Annotated in this window: 19 protein-coding genes and 3 pseudogenes; 8 read left to right on the top strand and 14 right to left on the bottom strand. The window is 57.3% G+C overall.

Annotated features, from left to right (window positions below; translation table 11 throughout):
• Positions 1-215 precede the first annotated feature (215 nt).
• Positions 216-1,730, top strand: a complete 1,515-nt coding sequence (locus ACFQ3C_RS18525) for a winged helix-turn-helix domain-containing tetratricopeptide repeat protein (protein ID WP_380795073.1) — start codon at positions 216-218, stop codon at positions 1,728-1,730.
• A 57-nt stretch (positions 1,731-1,787) separates the two neighbouring features.
• Here ACFQ3C_RS18525 and ACFQ3C_RS18520 read toward each other — a convergent pair whose 3' ends face one another.
• Complete coding sequence (locus ACFQ3C_RS18520; protein ID WP_380795071.1) at positions 1,788-1,994, bottom strand: hypothetical protein; 207 nt, start codon at positions 1,992-1,994, stop codon at positions 1,788-1,790.
• A 479-nt stretch (positions 1,995-2,473) separates the two neighbouring features.
• Between ACFQ3C_RS18520 and ACFQ3C_RS18515 the strand changes: the two genes are divergently transcribed.
• A complete protein-coding gene (locus ACFQ3C_RS18515; protein ID WP_380795069.1) occupies positions 2,474-3,058 on the top strand; it encodes a DUF6647 family protein in 585 nt (194 codons plus the stop codon).
• A gap of 111 nt (positions 3,059-3,169) precedes the next feature.
• Here ACFQ3C_RS18515 and ACFQ3C_RS18510 read toward each other — a convergent pair whose 3' ends face one another.
• Complete coding sequence (locus ACFQ3C_RS18510; protein ID WP_380795067.1) at positions 3,170-3,688, bottom strand: universal stress protein; 519 nt, start codon at positions 3,686-3,688, stop codon at positions 3,170-3,172.
• Between the two features lie 920 nt (positions 3,689-4,608).
• Between ACFQ3C_RS18510 and ACFQ3C_RS18505 the strand changes: the two genes are divergently transcribed.
• On the top strand, positions 4,609-5,034 hold the full coding sequence (locus ACFQ3C_RS18505; RefSeq protein WP_380795064.1) for an ester cyclase: 426 nt from the start codon (positions 4,609-4,611) through the stop codon (positions 5,032-5,034).
• 161 nt (positions 5,035-5,195) lie between these two features.
• Here the strand turns inward: ACFQ3C_RS18505 and ACFQ3C_RS18500 are convergent, their stop codons facing one another.
• The 7 genes from ACFQ3C_RS18500 to ACFQ3C_RS18470 all read right to left on the bottom strand — a co-directional run bounded on the left by ACFQ3C_RS18500 (position 5,196) and on the right by ACFQ3C_RS18470 (position 9,060).
• Positions 5,196-5,900: an IS6 family transposase gene (locus ACFQ3C_RS18500; RefSeq protein WP_380795061.1), complete on the bottom strand. Its 705-nt coding sequence runs from the start codon at positions 5,898-5,900 to the stop codon at positions 5,196-5,198.
• Between the two features lie 67 nt (positions 5,901-5,967).
• The gene (locus ACFQ3C_RS18495; RefSeq protein WP_380795059.1) at positions 5,968-6,204 is read right to left on the bottom strand and encodes a hypothetical protein; all 237 of its coding nucleotides are present in this window, start codon (positions 6,202-6,204) and stop codon (positions 5,968-5,970) included.
• A gap of 329 nt (positions 6,205-6,533) precedes the next feature.
• On the bottom strand, positions 6,534-6,698 hold the full coding sequence (locus ACFQ3C_RS18490; protein ID WP_380795056.1) for a DUF3309 family protein: 165 nt from the start codon (positions 6,696-6,698) through the stop codon (positions 6,534-6,536).
• Between the two features lie 78 nt (positions 6,699-6,776).
• Complete coding sequence (locus ACFQ3C_RS18485; protein WP_380795054.1) at positions 6,777-6,917, bottom strand: hypothetical protein; 141 nt, start codon at positions 6,915-6,917, stop codon at positions 6,777-6,779.
• A 95-nt stretch (positions 6,918-7,012) separates the two neighbouring features.
• Entirely contained in the window at positions 7,013-7,186 is a 174-nt protein-coding gene (locus ACFQ3C_RS18480; protein ID WP_380795052.1) for a CsbD family protein, read from the bottom strand.
• A 104-nt stretch (positions 7,187-7,290) separates the two neighbouring features.
• Positions 7,291-7,926, bottom strand: a complete 636-nt coding sequence (locus ACFQ3C_RS18475; protein WP_380795050.1) for an OmpA family protein — start codon at positions 7,924-7,926, stop codon at positions 7,291-7,293.
• A gap of 498 nt (positions 7,927-8,424) precedes the next feature.
• A complete protein-coding gene (locus tag ACFQ3C_RS18470) occupies positions 8,425-9,060 on the bottom strand; it encodes a DUF1236 domain-containing protein (RefSeq protein WP_380795047.1) in 636 nt (211 codons plus the stop codon).
• Positions 9,061-9,504: 444 nt separating this feature from the next.
• On the opposite strand from ACFQ3C_RS18470, the gene ACFQ3C_RS18465 reads away from it, so the two are divergent.
• Together ACFQ3C_RS18465 and ACFQ3C_RS18460 are read left to right on the top strand one after the other, a co-directional pair.
• The gene (locus ACFQ3C_RS18465; protein ID WP_380795045.1) at positions 9,505-10,065 is read left to right on the top strand and encodes a hypothetical protein; all 561 of its coding nucleotides are present in this window, start codon (positions 9,505-9,507) and stop codon (positions 10,063-10,065) included.
• 76 nt (positions 10,066-10,141) lie between these two features.
• The gene (locus ACFQ3C_RS18460; RefSeq protein WP_380795043.1) at positions 10,142-10,873 is read left to right on the top strand and encodes a Crp/Fnr family transcriptional regulator; all 732 of its coding nucleotides are present in this window, start codon (positions 10,142-10,144) and stop codon (positions 10,871-10,873) included.
• A 143-nt stretch (positions 10,874-11,016) separates the two neighbouring features.
• On the opposite strand, the pseudogene ACFQ3C_RS18455 reads toward ACFQ3C_RS18460, so the two are convergent.
• A pseudogene (locus tag ACFQ3C_RS18455) lies at positions 11,017-11,269 on the bottom strand (IS6 family transposase); the annotation flags it as partial.
• Between the two features lie 281 nt (positions 11,270-11,550).
• On the opposite strand from ACFQ3C_RS18455, the gene ACFQ3C_RS18450 reads away from it, so the two are divergent.
• A complete protein-coding gene (locus tag ACFQ3C_RS18450; protein ID WP_380795041.1) occupies positions 11,551-12,975 on the top strand; it encodes a mechanosensitive ion channel family protein in 1,425 nt (474 codons plus the stop codon).
• Positions 12,976-13,129: 154 nt separating this feature from the next.
• Here ACFQ3C_RS18450 and ACFQ3C_RS18445 read toward each other — a convergent pair.
• Together ACFQ3C_RS18445 and ACFQ3C_RS18440 are read right to left on the bottom strand one after the other, a co-directional pair.
• Positions 13,130-13,379, bottom strand: a pseudogene (locus ACFQ3C_RS18445) (IS6 family transposase); the annotation flags it as partial.
• A 469-nt stretch (positions 13,380-13,848) separates the two neighbouring features.
• A complete protein-coding gene (locus tag ACFQ3C_RS18440) occupies positions 13,849-13,995 on the bottom strand; it encodes an entericidin A/B family lipoprotein (protein WP_380795039.1) in 147 nt (48 codons plus the stop codon).
• A gap of 183 nt (positions 13,996-14,178) precedes the next feature.
• On the opposite strand from ACFQ3C_RS18440, the gene ACFQ3C_RS18435 reads away from it, so the two are divergent.
• Positions 14,179-14,448: a hypothetical protein gene (locus ACFQ3C_RS18435; protein ID WP_380795038.1), complete on the top strand. Its 270-nt coding sequence runs from the start codon at positions 14,179-14,181 to the stop codon at positions 14,446-14,448.
• 39 nt (positions 14,449-14,487) lie between these two features.
• Positions 14,488-14,688, top strand: a complete 201-nt coding sequence (locus tag ACFQ3C_RS18430; RefSeq protein ID WP_380795036.1) for a hypothetical protein — start codon at positions 14,488-14,490, stop codon at positions 14,686-14,688.
• Positions 14,689-14,768: 80 nt separating this feature from the next.
• On the opposite strand, the pseudogene ACFQ3C_RS18425 reads toward ACFQ3C_RS18430, so the two are convergent.
• Positions 14,769-14,933 (bottom strand): annotated as a pseudogene (locus tag ACFQ3C_RS18425) (IS6 family transposase); the annotation flags it as partial.
• A 223-nt stretch (positions 14,934-15,156) separates the two neighbouring features.
• On the bottom strand, positions 15,157-15,471 hold the full coding sequence (locus ACFQ3C_RS18420; protein WP_449329188.1) for an ABC transporter permease: 315 nt from the start codon (positions 15,469-15,471) through the stop codon (positions 15,157-15,159).
• Positions 15,472-15,518 lie beyond the last annotated feature (47 nt).

Raw genomic sequence — 15,518 nt, 5'->3', positions numbered from 1 at the left:
TGCTTGCCCTGATAACCCTGCGCGCCAAGGTGGCCGGTCTTTACGGCGGTTGACGGGGGACGCGTCCGGCAAGCAAAGCATCAGGCAGCCGCCGAAATATCCATGCGACCCCGTCCCGCCAGGGGCGGCCGCCCTGCCCCGGGCAGGTCGGTTTAATCTGACAGTATCCGTTTTATTGCTGTAAGGTCGGGGGTGTTTCCCAGCCTGGTATGCCGATGACGTCTTCCGCGCCCGCCCTGACCATAGACAACGTCACGCGAACGCTGCATCTGGACGGTACGCCCGTACAGCTGGGCGCGCGGGCTTTCGATGTCCTTGCCTATCTGTTCGCGCATACGGAGCGCGTTGTCAGCAAAGGTGAGCTTCTGGAAAATGTCTGGGGCGGCCTTGCCGTCGAAGAAGGCAACCTGTCGGTTCAGATATCTGCCCTGCGCAAGGCCCTGGGCCCCAAATCCATCGCGACGGTTCCCGGTATCGGCTACAAGCTGGCCCTCAGTGATGCGCCACTTCCGGACACGCAGGGTCCGGCATTGCCCGACATCCCTTCGCTGGCGGTGCTGTCCTTTGCCAATCTCACCGGGCAGGCTTCGCAGGATTACCTTGTCGACGGCATCGCGGCGGAACTCATCGGTGCATTGACACGGATCGGGGGGCTGTTCGTCATCGCCGCCACGTCAAGCTTTGCCTACAAGGGCCGCGCCGTGCAGTTGGCGGATGTGGGTCGCGAGTTGGGCGTGCGCTACATCCTGGAAGGATCCATCCAGCAGGCGAGTTCGACCCTGCGGATTTCCGTTCAACTGGTCGAGGCGGAAACAGGCCGGGCCATATGGTCTGACCGGTTCACCGGCACGCTGGACGAGATATTCGATCTGCAGGACCGCCTGACCGAAAGTGTTGCGGCTGCCATTGAACCGACCCTGCGTTCGGCCGAAGCGCTGCGCAGTCGAGAGAAGCCACAAAACGATCTGCGCGCCTATGACATTTGCCTGCAGGTAGAGCCCTTGATGCGCTTCACATCCAAGGCCGACGATTTCACCCGCGCCTTTGCCCTGCTGGACAAGGCCATCGCGCTTGATCCCGACTACGCCTATGCGCGCGCACTCAGATGTTGGGCCTATACCATCGCTTGCGGCGGTCGCTTCATTTCGATCCATGACGCGCGACATGTTCTGCCGGATGCCTATGCCCTGCTTGATGGCGGGTCAAAGGATGCAACCATGTTGACCTATGCCGGACATACCGTGGCATTTCTGGACAAAGGGGCCGAGATCGGCCTTGTCGCGCTACGCAAGGCCAGATCGCTCAACCCCAATTCGGTCACTGTCTTTTGCTCTTCTGGCTGGCTGCACGCCTATGTCGGTGAATTCGAAACCGCCCTGAAAGAGATAGAACGCGCCCTGCGCCTCAACCCTCTGGATCCCAACACAGGATTTGTGCGCAGCGCACTTGGACCGATCATGCTGGGGCTTGGACGGAACGACGAGGCCGTGGCCATGCTGGAACAGTCTTACCACGAGGCGCCGAATTATGGCTCGACGGTTTTCTCGCTCTTGTGTTGCTACTGGCGCATGGGGCGTATCGAGGATGCCAGGCGAATGGGCCGCGAGCTTTTGCAGATCAATCCAGGCCTGACCCTGAAATACACGCTTGAGACCACTCCCTTCAAATATCCTCCGTATCTTGCGCTGTTCAAGGATGCCTTGACGGGCAGTGGCATTCCCTTGGCCTGACACGCCGGGACAGCCGGGGCTGGTGCCCGGCCAATTGATCCCGCAACAGGGCCTGACCTATCGCAACAGATTGTCGACGGCGCGGCGGGCGGCTTCGCGCCGGGCGGCTTTTTCAAGCAGTTCATCCGGGGGCCACGCGACGAAAAACAGATTGCCGCGCAACAGGTTCGCAAGTTGCAGGGTCAGCACTTTGGCTGTGGCGCGCGTGCCTGGTGTCGCATCGCCGCGCGGATCAAGGTCGATATTGGTGTTGAATGTGGTCATTTGGCAGGCTCCCGAAATTGCGGTGATGTCTTTCGTGAAACCCTTTTCGCAAAACCCGTCTTAAAGGTCCTGTAGCCCTGCCTTAAACGTCCTTAAAGGATCCAAAGCGGTGTCAGACCAATGCCAACCCGTCTCTGCCAGGACAGTGACAGAGCCTCACATCCCGCGCGCCCATCGCCTGGTCCGGCTTGTTTGATGGTGCAGCTTGAAACAAATCGCAAACAACCGCGCGGGTGTCTGCCGGGGCAAAGCCGTGATGCGGCATGTCCGGCGGCGTCCCCCGCAGTGCGAAGGCGTTCGGCGCTTTACAAGCGGGGCAATCCCCCTGTCTGTTCGAGGGATGATCGCAAAACCGACGCGGCGATTCCTGAAATCTGGGCGGGCGCCACCGCTTTGTCAGCCTCAAGGCAAAATGAACGCATCACAAAACCACCCGCACAACCGATTGTAGAGCAGCAAGGATCGCGCGATAATATCTGATGATGGCGAAAAACGTAGCAAGCAGAAATATCCTGTGCGCCGCGGCGGTTGTCCTGGCTGGATTTCCAACAGGCAACCGGTCGGTGTCTGCGGATGAATTGGAGGCTTGCCAACCCTCACCAAGGGTCGAAACCCCCTATCCCGCAGTTCCATCTGTCATCGGAGAGCAGTTGTTCAACCAGATGATTGCCTGGATTGCCATGAACACGTCATACGATCTTCTTGCTACCTACAATGATCCCCCAACGATTTCGTTTTGCCAAGTCGGAGACGTCATCGCGTATGAGCAATCAGACCTGCTGGTCGATGCTGTCCTTCTGGCAGCCTTTGACCGCGAAAAACGCCACATCTTTCTGACCTATCCCTGGTCACCTTTGAACTATTTCGACCAGTCCGTCTTGCTGCACGAATTGATCCATGACGTTCAGCTGCAAAATCGGGATTGGGAATGTGCCGGGGCACCGGAGTTGGAAGCCTACCATCTTCAGGACAAGTGGTTGTACGAGCACAACATCAAACATCAGTTCAACTGGACGATGATCAGACGATTGTCCGCTTGCAGCGATGACAGTGAGGCGCGATAGACCCTTGGGCGCAAGTTGCAGCTCACCGGCTTCGGGAAGGCGCTGTCAGACCAATGCAGACCGGCCTTGGCCTCGGCCGTGGCCGCAAACCGGGGGCTGCACGCAGCCGGATCAGTGGATGAGCAAAACAGCGGCGCCAGACTGTTGCACGACCTTGTTCGAAACACTGCCGAGCAACAGTTGCCTGACTTTTCCAAGACCGCGCCGCCCCATGACCACAAGATCGGCCGACGTTTCGTCAATGGCGTCAAGGATGCCGTCCGCATAATCACCATTGGCCGACAAGGTCTCTACCTTGCCCAGGCCAGCCTCCCGCGCCCGCTGCGCTGCACGCTGAAGGATCATCTCGCCGATTTTCGACAAGACACGGCCATCATGCCGGCTTTCAAGAAGCACGGTTCGGACTGCGGCGGCTTCAGGGGTCGGAGCGGGCGGCTCGGGCTCCGAGATACCAGCGACAAGACCTTCGATCTCGGCCATACGCTCCAATTCCTCAACCGCCCGCCCGTGCTGAAGAACATGAATGATGTAAAGGCGTGAGCCGTATTTGAGAGAAATGTCGATTGCAGCGTCAACTGCGCGACTGGCGGCCTTTGATCCGTCGGTTGCAACCAGAACAGTATGAAACATCAAGCACCCTCCTTTGACAACAAGACGAGGTTGGCGCAAGCCGGCCAGCCTGTCGTTGACTGAGGTCAAATCAGCCACCCGGGAACGAAACCCGTCAGGCGGGGGGATGAGGGAAGGGTAAAGGGTTGATGATGACGCCTGAAACCAGACCAATAGATGCGGCAAGCGCGCGACGCCCAAGATCAGGACGTCACGCAGCAAGCGATGCTATATCGCGGCCAGGACAATGCCGACAGACACATTTGAACGCGGCACAGATGTCTTGCACTGCGTCATCGCAGGCGCTGCGACCGTCATCCATTCGCTATGCCTGACGCCAACCTCCACGGCGAACCACTTGGTAGGGCCAGGCCAGACAGAAATATTCAGTCAGAGAAAGCTTACTGCTTTCTCCTCCTGATGGTGCGTACAACGACAAGATAGATGCCGGCGACACCACAAAGAAAGGCAGCAACCGCAAGCGGGTTTTCGATAATCATACTCATAGTCAATCTCCCAGGAAATGAATTCGTGTTCCCTGCTTAAAGACCGTTTCTGGCGAAAGTTAGGCAATTGAAGGCGCGGTCAGACCAATGCGAACCGATCCCCGCAAGGACAGTTGGGTTTCCCGTTCGTATTCACGAAAACCTGGCCCAGGTGCCACGGCCCGTTGCGGTGGGCGGATGCGATTGATCCGGTTTCGACGGGTCTGGGCCGCGAACACAGGGCAGCCAGCCGCCCTGCCCCGCGCAAGGCGGTTTGATCTGACAGTGCCATTCCGGCCTTTGCCATTCTGGTCCTTACCATGCCGGTCCTTACCATGCCGGTCTTTCCCGCCGGGATTTAGATTTTTTTAGCCGGACTAGTAGCGAGGGCTGCACAAGACTGCCCTACTGGAAAAGGCCGCCCCAGATCGCGGCCGCCTGACCGGGAGCAACACGATGAACAAGCCCATGACGATGACCGACACCGCCGCCGCGTTCTTCGACACCATCGAGACGGGCAAGGGCTGGGCCGCCTGCGCACCTTTCTGCGTGCCGGGTGCTACCTTCTCCTGCCAGTCTGACGCCCTTGCGGAGATCGACACGATCGAGGCCTATGCCGGCTGGATGGAGGGTCTGCTGAAACTGGCGCCAGACGGCCACTATGAGATCAAGGCCTTCGCCACAGACGACGCGCGCGCCACTGTGCTGGGTTTCGCAGTGTTCCACGGGACCCACACGGACGAGGGCGGCCCAGTGCCGCCGACTGGGCGCAGCGTCGCGGCTGACTACGTCTATGCGATGACGTTCGATGGCCCGAAAATCAAACACATGACCAAGATTTGGAACGACGCCCAGTCAATGCGCGCCCTCGGCTGGGCCTGACGCAATCGACGCGGGGCGCCCGTGTCGGCGCCCCGCGTATCGCGGATGCCTTCAACGATTTGTGGTAGCCTTCGTCACGACAACCAGGGGGCGCCGAAACATACCTGGGCGTGCTGCCAGACGAATTCGAACCAGTCTCAGCTTGGACAGTGACACTGTTCTTATGCCGCGCAAAGACCGCGCCACTCGGCCAGAGCGGCGGCACGGTTGAGCTTGAAATCGGGTCGAGTTGAGAGGCTGCGGTCCTGATTAAAGTGATTGTAGACAGAAGCGTGAACAGCGGCGAATTTCTGCAGACTTCGCATGCGCCTGAAACGCAACATCGCCCGCTCCCTTCGTCGAAACGGCAAGCGCGAATTTTCAGCCCTGTTGTTCGCCCACCGGCCAGTTTCCTGGCGATCTGCTGCACCGATCTGCTTCAGCGCCGCGCCGTACGATCGCAACCGGTCCGTGACGATAACCTCCGGGCGACCATGCTTACGCATTGCTTTCTTTAGGAATTTCAACGCCGCTGTCTTATCACGCGTCCTCATTACAAAGCTTTCCAGGACCTCGCCTTCGTGATCCACGGCCTGCCACAGGTAGCGCCGCTCATCTTTGATCTTCACAAACACCTCGTCCAGATGCCACCGCCAGCAGCTGGATTTCATCCCCTCAATCCGTCTCTTTTTGATCTCTGCGGCGAACATCGGCCCGAACCTGTGCCACCAGAAACGAACGGCTTCGTGGCTCACATCGACGCCACGCTTATGGAGCAAGTCTTCGACGTTCCTAAGCGAAAGCGGAAACCGGATGTACAACATCACCGCCAGGCGGATGACCTCAGGGCTCGTTTTGAAATACCGAAATGGGGAGCTTTTTATCATCCGGCAAGGCTATGCAACCGCCGTGCCCGCCTCAAGCCAGTTTCTTCTGACACTGCCGTCTTGAGCCTTAGGTTCTGCGAACCGAATTGCCCCCCATTATGATGCCATGGATCAAGGCGGATACGGCTTTGTGTTTTTCAAGCTCAACAGAAGTGCCAACGGCGTTATCATGGGTGGCCGCCGCGTCCTTCAGAACGCCAATGATCTCGCTTTCGGGAAGAACTCTTGCGTCGTTGAGCGCTAGCAACAGGGCTTCGCAAATCGTAAGTGCCGCTATTCCTGAAATTATATCATTCTCCGACATGTTCGGTCAGCCTTCCATGGCTTTTTCGCGCAGATGATGCCCCAGCGATGCATGAGCAAGCGTTTCAAAGAATTCCGAAAGCTGGACTGATCGACATCAGCAATCGGGAAATTTCCCGTGCCAGGCATTCGTCAGTGTACCCAAAAGGGGCGCATATTACAGGACAAGCCTTTGATCCGGAAACTTGATGCCTTGGTGAAGCCTTCTGGTGCCGAACTCACCGTTCTCGACAGGTTGCACGAGCGCCGCCGGACCTTTGTCGTAGGGCGCGAGCCTATTCATCAAGGCTAATCGGATCAGATGCACGCGCTTCGAGCATGTTGTCGCGGTTAGATTCTTCCTAAAAGCATCAGGATGACCACGATAATCAGAATGGTGCCCGGCACACCGACCCCGGCATGACCGAAGCCATATCCATAGCCGCCGAAGCGGCCGCTGAATCCGCCCAGGAGGAAGATGATAAGGACAACGGTCAAGATCGTACCAAGTGACATGGTGATTTCTCCTCTGGAGGGGCCGCCCATCTTGCGAGGGCGCATGATGTGAAGATGTGTTGTGCAGGGCTGGCCTGCTCAGTTGCCTTTGATACTGACGCCGTGACCGTCGATCTGGATGTCGATGCCTTTCTGGCGTTCCTGGTAGTAAAGATAGCTTGCTCCCAATACGCAGATGGCAAGCGCTCCGATCAGGATGAAAAGAGAATTACGGCTCAAGATCAGTTTCCTTGTTCACGTCTCGATTTAATGGCTTTCCCAGGTCAGTAGTTGAGGGAGAAACCTTGCGATACTTCGCATGTTCGGTGCCTCGCCTAATCCTTGCGGATCGTATCCTTAATCCCGCCGACGGCGTTCTGGGCTTTGCCCTCGACCTTGTCCGCTTCACCTTCTGCCTGCAGCTTTGCGTCGCCGATGGCTTTGCCGATGGCAACTTTGGCTTTGCCCTTGACGACTTTTGCCGAGCCGATAACTCTATCTTTATCCATGATCATATCCTTTCCGGAAAAAATGGCGGCCAGTGTTCTGGTAGTTTTGGTGCGAACGGCCCCATCGATAGCAAAAGGCCGACCGACCGTTGCGCGCGGCCCAATCAATTGGTCGGGGTAATCACGACCTCGACCCGACGGTTCTGTGCTCGACCTGCGGCGCTCGCATTCGACGTGATCGGCTCTTGGAAGCCGCGTCCGGAATAGGTGATACGGTTCGCTGCGACACCGTCCCGGATCAGAATCCGGGCAACGGCCAGAGCACGATCACGGCTAAGCTGGTCGTTGTAGCTGGCAGAGCCAACATTGTCCGTATGCCCCACCACGCGGATCGTCGAATTTTGATGCGCTTTCAGCGAGCGGGCAATTTCACGCAGTGGTGGCAGGAAGCTGGGCGCGACCGTGGCGGACCCTGTCGAAAAGGTAATGGCTTCGGGTAGAATCACGCGCAGTTGGCTGCCTGTATTGGTGATGACCGCACCGCTGCCCGCAAGCTGCTGGTTCAGCTCGCGTTCCTGTCGGGCCATGTCGGTCCCAATGGCGCCGCCAACGGCCGCGCCGATAGCGCCCCCGATGATCGCGGACTTCGTATCATGTCCAATGGCGGTTCCGATGGCCGCCCCGGTTGCACCCCCGATCAACGCACCGGTAGCAGGTTGGTTCGGCGCGCCCGTGTTATAGGTGCAACCGGTCAGGGCGATGACGGTGACTACAGAAAAGAGTTTTGAACTTACATTCATGGCAGTTGTCCTTTTCTTCGTCCGTTTGAAGCTGGCGCTTCGCCATCCAATCCGGATCTTTGCATAGCAATAATGACCTAAGGCATTGCCCCCTGCACTGATCTGAGTCAGTGCTTCGGCGATGTTTCGTTTTCTTTCGCGGATGCTGACAGCCCAGTTAGAACCGGTCCCACCAAGGACATGATGGCCCTCCCTCATTCGGCCAAGAGACGGCGCCACTCAGTAAGAGCGGCGGCACAGTTCAGCTTGAAATATGATCTTGAGATGAGGCAGCGCCTCGCGTTGAATAGATGGCAGGTCGAGGCGTGAATCGCGGCGGATTTCTGCGAACTTCGCGCGCGCCGGAAGCGGAACATCGTCACTTCCCTCCTTGGTAACGGAAGGTGCGAGTTCTCTTCTCTATTGTTTGACCAGCGGCCAGAGAAAAGCATGGCTGCTTGCGAAATTGACGGCCCGGTTTTCCGGACCGTCAGATATCAGCGTAATCTCATCGTAGAATTAGCGAACGACGTAAACGACCCGTCGCTGCTCACGCTCGACCAGCACCGGGACGCCGTTGATATAGGCGTAAAAATATTCACTCTCGGGGACTTCAGACAAAGTGACTGTCTCGGGGATACCGGCACCAACGACAACTTCACCGTCCAGATAGATCGGCTCGACCGGGTTGGCGCGGACATAGGTCGTGACGCGCTCTTCCGGGGTGACCGCATCGCCAAGGGTCATGCCCACTGCCGCGCCGATGATCGCTCCGACCGGACCCGCGATCATCGCGCCGGCCACCGCTCCTGTGGCACCAGCGCCAATTGCGGCATCAGGTGCCTTCTCGTAGGTGATCGTCTTTACAGCAAGCCGCTCGCGGTTGACCACGATCGGCGCTTCAACCGTGGCGGTCAGGTAATCGCCCGCAGCCCAGCCGTTCATTTCGCCATAGGATACACGACACCAGTTCGAAGCCTCAAGGCAGCCATCAACCGTCACGCTTTGCGCGGTCGGGATCACCGCGATGATGTCATAGGTCGCGCCGGGACCCGACCGCAGGTTTAGTTCGGTCCAGGCCGTTGCAGTGGTCTGGGCATAAGCAGTGGAGGTCAGAACGAGGCCAGCGGCTGCGGCACTCAGAATAAGCTTCATGGACATTTGTATTCTTTCATGGGCTTTTGCGGAAGACAGGTTAAGAAAGATGCCGGACTTTCGACGTTTTCTTTTCGTCAGGCATTCCTGTGTCCGCAAATAACCGCGGTGCAATCGAATGATTCGATCACTATGACTGTGGTAGGCGAACCCCGCCAAATCCAAGCTGATCCAAATCAGTGCATCAGCAACCTTTGTGTCAACCGGCCATGGTGGTTTCAATTCGGCGGGCCGAGTGACAGCTTGAAACGCGATCCCGCGAATTCGCATTTCCATATTGGAGGGGTGAAGGATCCTGCACTGTGAGACTCTGCCAAATTGCGATCGCTGGATTCTCAAGCCGAAAAATGATGATCGCTGATCCATGTTAGCAACTCCCCTGACGGTGAGTGATAGCGCGGCGGCCGTAATGACTGGTCACCAGTTTCAAAATACGGAAAATCCATGAAGAACATCATCCTTATTGTAGGGCTTGTGGTTATCGTCCTGTTCATCCTTGTCGTTCTTGGCTTGCGTGTATGGCGGATAATTCCAAAGGAAAAGCTGAGGATGCCTGACCATAGTCTGCGATCGCTGGTTGGCCTCGCTGCAAAAGTGAATCATGTGGCGAGACCATTGAATTTCGTTGGCCAAACACGGCCTGCTCGATTACGGTCAGCCATAGCGCGACGTTGCCTTCACCGCTTGTTCGGACTGGTGCGCCGATCCAGTAGGGCGTCGATCAACGTGACTATTGCCGCATCTCGCTCAGAAACCTTGCCAGCCTGCACAATCTCATGCGCCGCAGCGGCATCCTTGAGTAACCCGACGATCTCTTGCTCTGGAAAAAATTCGCGCGCTCAAGGCCAGAAGCAGTGGCTCGCAAATGGTAGAAGTGTGTTGTCAGGCATTACCATTGAACGCTGTCATGTATCGCCTCAATATCAACAGACACAGTGGCTCTCGCACCGTTCGGCGGCAAGCTCGAACCTTCATAAACAGTTCATGATGGGCAGTGCTGATTGAGAACAGTATCCGTTACTTCGGTTTCGGCCCCATGTTCGTGTGAAAACGCCTGATCCACACCCTTGAAAGACAAGCCATGTCGATATTGAAAAGCCCACTGACGCGCAAGCTGGCCGCTTTCGTGGCCCTGTCAGAAACCGATCTGGATATTCTGAGCCGCTTTCACCGTAGCAAGAAAACTTTCCTGCCGGGTCATGAGATGATCACCGAGGGGCAGGCGAAACAGACGGCCTTCATTCTGGCTGAGGGCTGGGCCTGCTCCTACAAGATCCTCGCTGACGGAGGGCGACAGATCGTTGATGTCCAGATCCCTGGTGATTTCCTGGGACTTCGCAGCGTGCTGTTCCGTACCTCCGATCATAGTGTCGAGGCAGTCACGCGTCTCGAAGCCTCGGTCGTGCTTGCCGCTGATATCCTTGACGGGTTCGGACAGTCACCACGTCTGGCGACCGCCATTCTATGGGCAGCGTCCCGTGACGAGGCAATGGTTGTGGAACATCTAGTCAATCTCGGCCGCAGGAACGCCGAGGAACGGATGGGGCATTTTCTGTTGGAAATTGGCGCAAGGCTAAAGCTTGTGGGGCTGGGTGACAAATTGGGCTACGACTGCCCACTTACGCAATACCACCTTGCCGATGTCCTTGGGCTAACGGCAGTGCATGTCAACCGCGTGCTGCGAAACCTGCGCGAGGATGGCTTGGTCACCTTCCAGAAGGGCCGAGTGACCTTTGATGATTTTGAGCGTTTGAAAGAGTTCTCGGGGTTTGACATCGACTATCTGGATCATGATGGACCGCTGTTGCATTGAACCGCGAATAGACAAGAGGATACTGTCAGACGAATTCGAACCAGTCTTCGAATGGACAGTGACGCTGCCCCTTGTGCCGCGCCAAGACCACGCCACTCTGCCAGAGCAGCGGCCCGATTAAGCTCGAAATCGTCACGCGAGTAGAGGTGGCGTTGCCAGTCCGAGAATGCACGCATTCGGCTGATCCGGTTCCGACGCATCTGAGCAGCGAGCATCGGGCCAAATCTGTTACACCAGAACCGCAGGGTCTTATGACTGATCTCGCTCCCCCCGCTCGAGCAGAGGATGATCGACGCTTCGCAATAAAAGCGGAAACCGGATGTACATCATCACCGCCAGGCGGATGACCTCTGGGCTCGTTATGAAGAACCGGAATGGGAGCGTTTTGGCATCCAGAGAAGCGACGAAACCGCCCTGCCCACCTCAAGCCAATTTCTGCTGATAGCACCACTTAATGGTTCTGGCGGGCCTTACTCTCGATAATATACTGCTACGAGCCTCACTGGACAGGCTGCGTAGCGCTCGGAATCGCCCTCTGGACAGTTGTAACAGGTGGCGGAATGCTTAGGCTTGGCCAAGGTTAGTACGACTGGAAAAGGTGGGCCGTCGCGCATCGCGATCGTGGCCATGAAACCCGTTCGGGAATTCCGTACACGCGTTCAGCGGAGAGAATACCAATGGCCTACGTCTCCTTGTTCCTGAAGTCTCTGGGTTGTCTGGTCGTCGTCGCTGTCCTTGTGCTGGCAAGTATGAGCATGGATGCTCGGTCGCAGTCGGCGCCGAACGCGATGGATGGACCTTCCGCAGACCCTACCAAGGAAATCTCAGTCACGCCCGATGCGCGAGATACCGAAATCGCCAAGCGCCTTCAGAGGATTCTCGATGCTAGCGGCTGGTTCAACCCAGTTACCGTCTCCGTGCGGGAGGGCCTGGTGTTCCTGGACGGTCAGACCGAGACGGATGAACGCAAGGAATGGGCGCGCCAGCTGGCCTTGCGGACGCAGGATGTCGTGGCCGTGGTCAATCGTGTCGAGGTGAAGCCGCAGGTCAGCTGGGACCTGACACCCACCTGGCGCGAGGTCGTTCACCTGTCCGATCAGGCCCAACGCTTCGCGCCCATCGCGGTCGTTTCCCTAACGATCCTGCTGGTCTTCTGGTTCCTATCGCGCGGTGTAGCCGCCTTGTCCCGGCGCCTGCTCAGGCAACGCATCCCCTCGCCGCTTCTGTTGCAGATCGTCGCGCGAACCCTGGCGATCCCGGTCTTTCTAATCGGTCTCTATCTCGTGCTTCAGGTGGCTGGGTTGACGCGGCTTGCCGTTACGGTCATCGGCGGCACCGGCCTGATCGGTATCGTGATCGGCCTGGCCTTTCGCGAGATCGCCGAAAACGCCCTCGCCAGTCTTTTGCTGAGTGTCCGCAACCCGTTTCGAACGGGCGACTGGATACAGGTTTCCGGCTTTCAGGGAATCGTGCAGAACCTGAACATGCGCACCACGGTCTTGTTGACGCTTGATGGAAATCACGTGCAGATCCCCAACGCACTGGTCTTTTCGAGCATCATCACGAACTTTTCTAGCAATCCGGGGCGGCGCGCCGAATTTACAGTCGGGATCGGATATGACGCCTCGGTCATGAAGGCACAGGACATCATCATTGCGGCGCTGCGTGCGCATCCGGCGGTGCTTGATGATCCGGAACCCGCGGCGCTGGTCGACGAGCTTGGGCCGTCAACTGTGAATCTGAGGGTGCAATTCTGGTTCGATGGCAGGACCTATTCGATCTTCAAGGTTCGCTCGGCCCTGATGCGTCAGGTGAAACGGGCGCTTCAGGATGCCGGGGTTCCGATGCCTGACGCCGCGCGGGAGGTCATTTTTCCAAAAGGCCTGGAGGTTCACGGCGATGCCGCGCACGCACCGGAAACCCGTGCGGTCCCCACATCTTCCAGTGCCGCAGGATCCGGCGACACGGTCGTCGCCACGTCGGGAGAGGGCGATCTTGTTTCCGAAGAGCCCGAATTGAAACGGCAAGCGGCCGGTGCGGAGCTTCCCGATGCAGGGGAGAACCTTCTTGTCTCAAACTCCCCGAAGAACGAACCCTCCTGAGAAGGCCCATGTTCCACATCCTGTCACACGGTGATGTCAGACGAATTCGAACCAGTCTTCGAATGGACAGTGACGCTGCCCCTTGTGCCGCGCCAAGACCACGCCACTCTGCCAGAGCAGCGGCCCGATCAAGTTTGAAATCGTCACGCGAGTAGAGGTGGCGTTGCCAGTCCGAGAATGCACGCATTCGGCTGATCCGGTTCCGACGCATCTGAGCAGCGAGCATCGGGCCAAATCTGTTACACCAGAACCGCAGGGTCTTATGACTGATCTCGCTCCCCCCGCTCGAGCAGAGGATGATCGACGCTTCGCAATAAAAGCGGAAACCGGATGTACATCATCACCGCCAGGCGGATGGCCTCTGGGCTCGTTATGAAGTAGCGAAATGGGGAGCGTTTTGTCATTAAGGGAAGCTACGAAACTGCCCTGCCCACCTCAAGCTGGTTTGATCTGACAATACCGTACTGCTGCATCTGTCAGAGCAAAATGACTTAAGGGGTTGGAGGAACACCGATCTCGTCGGGTTACAGTCTATAGGTTTATTTTGTCCGCATCGCTGACCTTCGCCAACCCTGTATAGGGTGGCAGTTCTCCACCCAACCAACAGGAAGAATGGCATCAGCTCCAGACTGGGCCAGCCCACTAGGGCCGCGATTGCACCTTCTAGGTCGATCCGAGTACCGTCTGCCGTCTCGTGCACTGTGACGGACCTGATCAGAACGTGTAACGGAAATGCTAGCCTGCCTCGGCACCCATGATGTAGCGCTGCAGCTTCAGATCGGTCGGCTGATGTAGAGCGCATCACTTAGGCTTTCGTGGCCCTGCATTCAGGACCTGCCGCGGAAAGGCTATCAGGCTGGACTCTTTCGAAGATCAGTAATCCTTGTTCTCCTGGGCGGCCTCAGACACCGCCTGTCCGGCCGAGGTCAAATCCTTACCGAGCCCTTCGGTTGTATTGCAGCCCTGCAGAACGATTCCCGCGACAAGAACCATCGCAAGGCGAAGTGTGATCGAATACATGTGATTTTCCATAGTGAACCTCTCCGGTTTCGGGGATATCGGAAATGCGAAACATGATACCTTTTCCGACCAGATAAATCCTGCGCGCGGATGCCGCGCTAACCTGCATCAGCACGGTTGCAAAGTGGCAAGAACCAATTCATCACGACAGGTCGCCGCCCTTCATTGAGGGGAAGGTAAGATGTGACACTGTTCATCAACAGGTCAGATCGCCTTGACGGCCTTGGCCTGCAGGTCACGCATCTTGCCCGCGACAAAGATCAATTCGGCACTGCCGCTCGCTGCGGACTGATCCACGTCAATTCGGCAGGGCTTTCGATGTGTCATACTGAGCAATGCAAGTGCGCCTTGACCACTCTCAGATCGGATAGGAATTCCATGAACCGGATCATATACATCGTTGGCCTTGTCGTCATCGTATTGTTCATCCTGGGCTTTCTCGGCCTGCGCTGAGGCAGACATTTTCGTAAACGACCAATTGGAGGCAAAACGATGACCCGCGACAAAACCCAGAAATCGGACAACTCCAACCACGGCCTTGGTGCCAAAGGCACCATCTCCCAAGCAGGGCGTTCTGGTGGACGTTTGCCGCGTGACATCGGCACGCTGGATGAGTTGAAACGAGCCAATGAACGCCCCGCCGGCAAGACCCGCGTCAAGAAATCCGATGAAAAAGAAGGGCGGTCGGAGTAACGGCGACGGTGCTGCCAGACTAATTCGAACCCTTCTCGTCCCCGACAGTGCCATTGCTAGTTGGAGAACGCGCGCATTCAGCTAACCCGCTTTCTGCGGACCGCCGCGGCAAACATCGGGCCAAATCTATTCCACCAAAACCGAACCGTTTCATGGCTGATCTCGATGCCTCGCTCATGCAGTAGGTCTTCGACATTGCGAAGTGACAGCGGAAACCGGACATGCATCATCACCGCCAGGCGGATAACTTCGGGACCGGCCTTTAACTATCTGAAAAGAAAAGGCTTTGGCATCGATAAAGGTTAGCTAGCCGCCCTGCCCCGCTCAAGCCAGTTTTCTCTGACACTGCCCGAAGGTCTGGTAATGCCCAGACGCTACGGAACTGACCTGTCCGTCTAAAGCTGGCTTTCTTTGACAGTGCCAACGGCAGCTTTGAGCCCGAATAACTGATGCTGCGTCGGCCACCGATTATTCGTGACGCAACGCCTCGATCGGATCGAGACGTGCGGCGCGCCGCGCGGGAAAAAACCCGAAAATTATTCCGACAAGCGCGGAAAAGCAGAACGCAAGAAGTACCACCCCAATGTCCGGGGTAAACGGGACCGAAAGCAATCTTGCCCCAACCAATGCCACCCCGAGCCCCAGAACAATACCGATCAGTCCCCCGATCAGGGACAGAATTATGGCTTCGACGAGAAACTGCATAAGCACCTGTCGGGCCTGCGCACCGATCGCGAGGCGAATGCCAATTTCTCTTGTGCGCTCGGTCACAGAGACCAGCATAAGGTGCTGCCAGACTAATTCGAACCAGTCTCTGCTAGGACAGAGAA

The sequence above is a fragment of the Seohaeicola saemankumensis genome (assembly GCF_042678485.1).
Lineage (GTDB): Bacteria > Pseudomonadota > Alphaproteobacteria > Rhodobacterales > Rhodobacteraceae > Seohaeicola > Seohaeicola saemankumensis.
Note: the sequence above shows the minus strand (reverse complement) of the source record. Positions and strands in the feature narration are given on the sequence as shown.

Excerpts from the sequence above, each read along its gene's own strand:
- ACFQ3C_RS18525 (WP_380795073.1), top strand. The coding sequence starts at position 216 with ATGACGTCTTCCGCGCCCGCCCTGACCATAGACAACGTCACGCGAACG.
- ACFQ3C_RS18520 (WP_380795071.1), bottom strand. The coding sequence starts at position 1,994 with ATGACCACATTCAACACCAATATCGACCTTGATCCGCGCGGCGATGCG.
- ACFQ3C_RS18515 (WP_380795069.1), top strand. The coding sequence starts at position 2,474 with ATGATGGCGAAAAACGTAGCAAGCAGAAATATCCTGTGCGCCGCGGCG.
- ACFQ3C_RS18510 (WP_380795067.1), bottom strand. The coding sequence starts at position 3,688 with ATGTTTCATACTGTTCTGGTTGCAACCGACGGATCAAAGGCCGCCAGT.
- ACFQ3C_RS18505 (WP_380795064.1), top strand. The coding sequence starts at position 4,609 with ATGAACAAGCCCATGACGATGACCGACACCGCCGCCGCGTTCTTCGAC.
- ACFQ3C_RS18500 (WP_380795061.1), bottom strand. The coding sequence starts at position 5,900 with ATGATAAAAAGCTCCCCATTTCGGTATTTCAAAACGAGCCCTGAGGTC.
- ACFQ3C_RS18495 (WP_380795059.1), bottom strand. The coding sequence starts at position 6,204 with ATGTCGGAGAATGATATAATTTCAGGAATAGCGGCACTTACGATTTGC.
- ACFQ3C_RS18490 (WP_380795056.1), bottom strand. The coding sequence starts at position 6,698 with ATGTCACTTGGTACGATCTTGACCGTTGTCCTTATCATCTTCCTCCTG.
- ACFQ3C_RS18480 (WP_380795052.1), bottom strand. The coding sequence starts at position 7,186 with ATGGATAAAGATAGAGTTATCGGCTCGGCAAAAGTCGTCAAGGGCAAA.
- ACFQ3C_RS18475 (WP_380795050.1), bottom strand. The coding sequence starts at position 7,926 with ATGAATGTAAGTTCAAAACTCTTTTCTGTAGTCACCGTCATCGCCCTG.
- ACFQ3C_RS18470 (WP_380795047.1), bottom strand. The coding sequence starts at position 9,060 with ATGAAGCTTATTCTGAGTGCCGCAGCCGCTGGCCTCGTTCTGACCTCC.
- ACFQ3C_RS18465 (WP_380795045.1), top strand. The coding sequence starts at position 9,505 with ATGAAGAACATCATCCTTATTGTAGGGCTTGTGGTTATCGTCCTGTTC.
- ACFQ3C_RS18460 (WP_380795043.1), top strand. The coding sequence starts at position 10,142 with ATGTCGATATTGAAAAGCCCACTGACGCGCAAGCTGGCCGCTTTCGTG.
- ACFQ3C_RS18450 (WP_380795041.1), top strand. The coding sequence starts at position 11,551 with ATGGCCTACGTCTCCTTGTTCCTGAAGTCTCTGGGTTGTCTGGTCGTC.
- ACFQ3C_RS18440 (WP_380795039.1), bottom strand. The coding sequence starts at position 13,995 with ATGTATTCGATCACACTTCGCCTTGCGATGGTTCTTGTCGCGGGAATC.
- ACFQ3C_RS18430 (WP_380795036.1), top strand. The coding sequence starts at position 14,488 with ATGACCCGCGACAAAACCCAGAAATCGGACAACTCCAACCACGGCCTT.
- ACFQ3C_RS18420 (WP_449329188.1), bottom strand. The coding sequence starts at position 15,471 with ATGCTGGTCTCTGTGACCGAGCGCACAAGAGAAATTGGCATTCGCCTC.